This window comes from Mesorhizobium sp. M7A.F.Ca.AU.002.02.1.1 (assembly GCF_003998535.1).
Taxonomy (GTDB): Bacteria; Pseudomonadota; Alphaproteobacteria; order Rhizobiales; family Rhizobiaceae; genus Mesorhizobium; species Mesorhizobium ciceri.
In genome coordinates this window covers 1-4,247 of sequence record NZ_RZPB01000541.1, presented here as the reverse complement: position 1 = coordinate 4,247, position 4,247 = coordinate 1, and the positions used below count along the sequence as shown (strand labels likewise).

Here is a 4,247-nt window from a genome sequence, read left to right as displayed (position 1 = left end):
AAGCGGTCAGGATCTCGAAGCCGAAGGGTTTGCCTTCGGGATCAAGCATCGTTCCATTCTGCACGTGGTAGCCGACACTTTTCAAAAGATCGAAAGCTGCCTTCAAGACGCGCCGATCCTGGCCCGATCCGTCGGTCACCGGCGGCCGCCATGTGCCGTCCATGACATCGGCCGGCACGCGGCCGGGGTAGGGCGCCAGAAGCGCTTTCTCCCTGTCGTCGGCCGGATGGCCGAGCGCGGAAAGCTCGGAATTCTGCCAGTAACTCATCGTGCGCGTGTATTTGCCGCCGAACAGGTTCTTGTTGGCCCATTCGAAGTCGTAGAGCATGCCGAGCGCGCGCCGCACGACCGGGTTGGCGAATTTCGGCAACCGCGTGTTGAACAGGAAACCGGTCACCACCGGCGGAATGCCGGTGTCGAAGGTTTCGGCGATCACGTCCCCCTTGTGGAAGGCCGGAAAATCGAGATCGCGCTCGCGCTTCACCGGATCGCTGTCGTCATCGATGGCGCAGAGGCCTTTCTTGAACGCTTCGAGCTTGGCGTTGGCGTTGAGGAAATACTCGATGGTGATCTGGTCGTAATTGTCGAAACCGCGCTTGGCGGGGACATCCTTGCCCCAATAGTCCGGGTTGCGCTTGAAGACGATGCGCTGGCCTGGCTGCACCTGCGCGATCGTATACGGACCGCTGCCGATCACCGGCTTGAGCGTCGTCCTGTCGAAAGTCTCCTTGTCGAAGGCGTGCTTCGGGATGATCGGGGTCAGCGCGATGATCAGCGGGAATTCGCGATCGGCCTTGTCGTTGAAGGTGAAGCGCACGCTGTGGTCGCCGGTCTTTTCGAGCTTGGCGACCCTGGCCATGCGGTCGCTGTAAGGCGGGCGGCCTTTGTCGGTGTAGACATCATAACTGAACAGCACGTCCTCCGGCGTCACCGGCTGACCGTCCGACCATTTGGCCCTCGGATTGAGATGGAACTCGATGCTCTTGCGCTCCGGATCCATGTCGGCGCTTTCGGCCAACAAACCGTAGAGCGTGAAAGCCTCGTCGGCATTGCGCTGCATCAACGGCTCGAAGACCAGATTGCCGAAGATCGTATCCATCATGCCGCGCGCCGTGGTGCGCAGGCTCTTGAGGATGAAAGGGTTGAGATTGTCGAAGCTGCCGACGACGCAATAGGTGATCGAGCCACCCTTCGGCGCGTCGGGATTGACGTAGTTGAAATGCGTATAGTCGGGCGGCAGCGCCGGCTCGCCCTGCATGGCGATGGCGTGCTTCGGCTCCGATGCGGCCGGCTGATGCGAAAGGGCGAGAAACGATATCGCGGTGATCAGCCAAACAAGAACGCGGCCCATGACCGTCTCCTTACTGGGCGGCTTGATGATTCGGACTGCACCCTAGCATGGCGCCACCGCGCTCCGGCCAGATACATCAGCCCAAATCGCACGGCCCAAATCGCACGGCCAAGAATCGCAGGCGCCGGGCTGGATTCGGCCTCGCTTGCAGTGTAACACGCCCTCCGAAGTCATTCTGTTGCCTCATTTCGGCAACAGGTAGCTGGACCACACGGCACGAAGAAGCCGGTCCCGGGATCATTTGAGAGGAAGTGCACGACATGACGAGCCTGAACAGCAACGCGTACCGCCTGTCGGTCATGGCCGCTGGCGTGGTCGGCTTTCTCGGCGCAGGGCTTCCCGCCGCTTCCGCACAGCAGCAGCAGCAGATTCCGCAAGGCTGGTTCAAGGCCTGCACCAAGCAGGAAGATGTCGACATCTGCAACGTCCAGAACATCACCACTGCCGGCAATGGCCAGCTGGTCACCGGCGTCAGCCTGATCGAGCTCAAGGGCAAGGTGAACCGCAAGGTGTTCCAGGTGACGGTTCCGACCGGCCGTCTGGTGCCTCCCGGCATCGGCCTGCAGATCGACACCGGCAAGGCGCAGAAGCTCGACTATGTGATCTGCTTCCCGGATCGTTGCGTGGCCGAAGTGCCGCTGACCGATCAGCTCGTCGCGGCATTCAAGAAAGGCCAGGCGATCACGCTGACTTCGGTCAATTTCCAGAATCAGCCCAATCCGATCAAGATCGCCCTGCAGGGCTTCAGCGGCGCCTATGACGGCCCGGCGCTGCAGCAGTCGGACATCGAGGACAGGCAGAAGAAGCTTCAGGACTTCGTCGCCAAGAACAACCAGGATTTCGCCAAGAAGCTCAAGGAAGAGCAGGACAAGGCGAAGACCGCCAACTGATCGGCCGATATCGCCGAGCCAACAAAAAAGCGGGGTTCATGCCCCGCTTTTTTGTGACTGTCTTCCAGCAGGCTAATGCCTGGACTGCCGCTTCTGTTGGTAGCCGCCGTCCGGCTTCTTGTCGAACATTTCCTTGATCTGCGGATGCCGGACCGGCTCGCCCGACTGGTCCTCGAGCAGGTTCTGCTCGGAGACGTAGGCGATGTATTCGGTCTCCGAATTCTCGGCGAGCAGATGGTAGAAAGGCTGATCCTTGCGCGGCCGCACGTCGGCGGGGATGGCTTCGTACCATTCGTCGGTGTTGGCGAATTGCGGATCGACATCGAAAATGATGCCCCTGAATGGAAACAGCCGGTGGCGAACCACCTGTCCGATTGCGAATTTGGCTGTTTTCATCGTACTCACCACTGAGTTCCTTGAGCTTATTTGGCGCAGACCGCGCATCAATTCAATCCCGAGGCGCTTGACGCCCTATTAAGCAACGGGTTAGCCCGGCGCCAGGGTTTCGGACCAGCATAAAAATGTCTGACGTCATCGGTCTTGTTCTTCCGTTCTTCGGCTTGATTTTTGTCGGGTTTCTGGTGGCGCGCATCACCAGGCAGCCGCTGGACGCGCTCGGCTGGATGAACACGTTCATCGTCTATGTCGCGCTGCCGGCACTTTTCTTTCAACTGCTTGCCAAGACGCCGTTCGAAGACCTGACGGAATGGCGCTTCATCTTCGGCTCGGTCGTCTCGACCTTCATGATATTTTCCTTGATGTTCATGGGGTCGGTCCTGACCTCGCGCGGCGAGATAGCGCAATCGACCATCAAGGCGCTCGCGGCCGCCTATGGCAATATCGGCTATATGGGGCCGGGGCTGGCGCTGCTGGCCTTCGGCGAGGAGGCGGCTGTGCCGGTCGCCTTGATCTTCTGTTTCGAGAACATCATGCATTTCGCCATCGCGCCCATGATGATGGCGCTGTCTGGCGACGAGAAGACCACTCCTCTCCGGCTTGCCCTGGGCGTCCTGCGCAAGATCGTGCTGCATCCGTTCATCATCGCAACCGCCCTGGGTGTCGGCGCCGCCTATATCGGCTTTCGACCGCCCGTGCCGGTGGAGCGATTTCTAGAATATCTTTCCCGTGCGGCCGCACCTTGCGCGCTGTTTGCCATGGGCGTCACGCTGGCGCTCAGGCCACTCAATCGCGTCCCGCATGAGATGGTTCCGATCGCCGCGCTGAAGCTGATCCTGCACCCGTTGCTCTGTTATGTCGTGCTGAGCTGGATCGGCAATTTCTCTGAGACATGGGTCTTCTCGGCGGTGCTTCTGGCCGCATTGCCGACCGCCACGAACGTCTTCGTCATCGCCCAGCAGTATGGCGTCTGGGTACAGCGAGCGTCGGCCAGTGTGCTGATCACAACCTGCCTGTCGGTCGTGACCGTTACCGGGCTGCTCTACCTGATCCGGCACAATATCCTAGCGCCGGACCTGTTTCCCTAACCCGCCGGCAAGCGCGGCAAAACCGCTGCCGGGACGAAGCCCCTCGCGCATGAAAAAAGCCCGAAGCGGCGCGAAGCCTCCGAGCACGCCGAGCCCGGCAACGCGGGCCATCTGCGCCGGCAGCATGTCGGAAAGCAGCGACATGTTGAGCAGGTTGACCGCGCTGCTGCGCGCCAGAATGTCGGGGCGGCGCTTGAAATCGTAGGCTGCAAGCGCCTTGGCTGCGCCCGGATCGGATCGATTTTCACAAGCGATTCCAATTAGATCGTCGACGTCTCTGATGCCGAGGTTGAGGCCTTGCGCACCGATCGGCGGAAACACATGGGCGGCTTCGCCGACCAGCGCCACCCGATCCCTGGCAAAACGAAGCGGCGTCACCGCCGATAGCGGGTAGATCTGCCGGCCCGGCTCGACAGCCACCCGGCCCAGCATCGACTGCATCTGCTGTTCGACCCGCTGAGAAAGTGTCGCATCGTCCAGCGCGGCGAGCTCGGTCGCGGTCTCGGGCTTGACCACCCAGAC

Annotated in this window: 5 protein-coding genes; 2 read left to right on the top strand and 3 right to left on the bottom strand. The window is 61.0% G+C overall.

The window, feature by feature from the left end; translation table 11 throughout:
* Positions 1-1,351 (bottom strand): extracellular solute-binding protein (locus tag EN879_RS26235; protein ID WP_164774585.1); only part of this gene is annotated, 1,351 nt, incomplete at its 3' end.
* A 260-nt stretch (positions 1,352-1,611) separates the two neighbouring features.
* Between EN879_RS26235 and EN879_RS26230 the strand changes: the two genes are divergently transcribed.
* Positions 1,612-2,241 carry an invasion associated locus B family protein gene (locus EN879_RS26230; RefSeq protein WP_013531658.1) on the top strand — a complete coding sequence of 210 codons (630 nt, stop codon included), beginning with the start codon at positions 1,612-1,614 and terminating at the stop codon, positions 2,239-2,241.
* Positions 2,242-2,313: 72 nt separating this feature from the next.
* On the opposite strand, the gene hspQ is transcribed toward EN879_RS26230, so the two are convergent.
* Positions 2,314-2,637: a heat shock protein HspQ gene (gene hspQ, locus EN879_RS26225; RefSeq protein ID WP_024503281.1), complete on the bottom strand. Its 324-nt coding sequence runs from the start codon at positions 2,635-2,637 to the stop codon at positions 2,314-2,316.
* A gap of 125 nt (positions 2,638-2,762) precedes the next feature.
* Between hspQ and EN879_RS26220 the strand changes: the two genes are divergently transcribed.
* Positions 2,763-3,725 carry an AEC family transporter gene (locus EN879_RS26220; protein ID WP_063168002.1) on the top strand — a complete coding sequence of 321 codons (963 nt, stop codon included), beginning with the start codon at positions 2,763-2,765 and terminating at the stop codon, positions 3,723-3,725.
* Here EN879_RS26220 and EN879_RS26215 read toward each other — a convergent pair.
* A partial coding sequence (locus tag EN879_RS26215; RefSeq protein ID WP_206521005.1) for an FAD-dependent monooxygenase occupies positions 3,702-4,247 on the bottom strand: 546 nt, incomplete at its 5' end. The genes EN879_RS26220 and EN879_RS26215 overlap by 24 nt on opposite strands.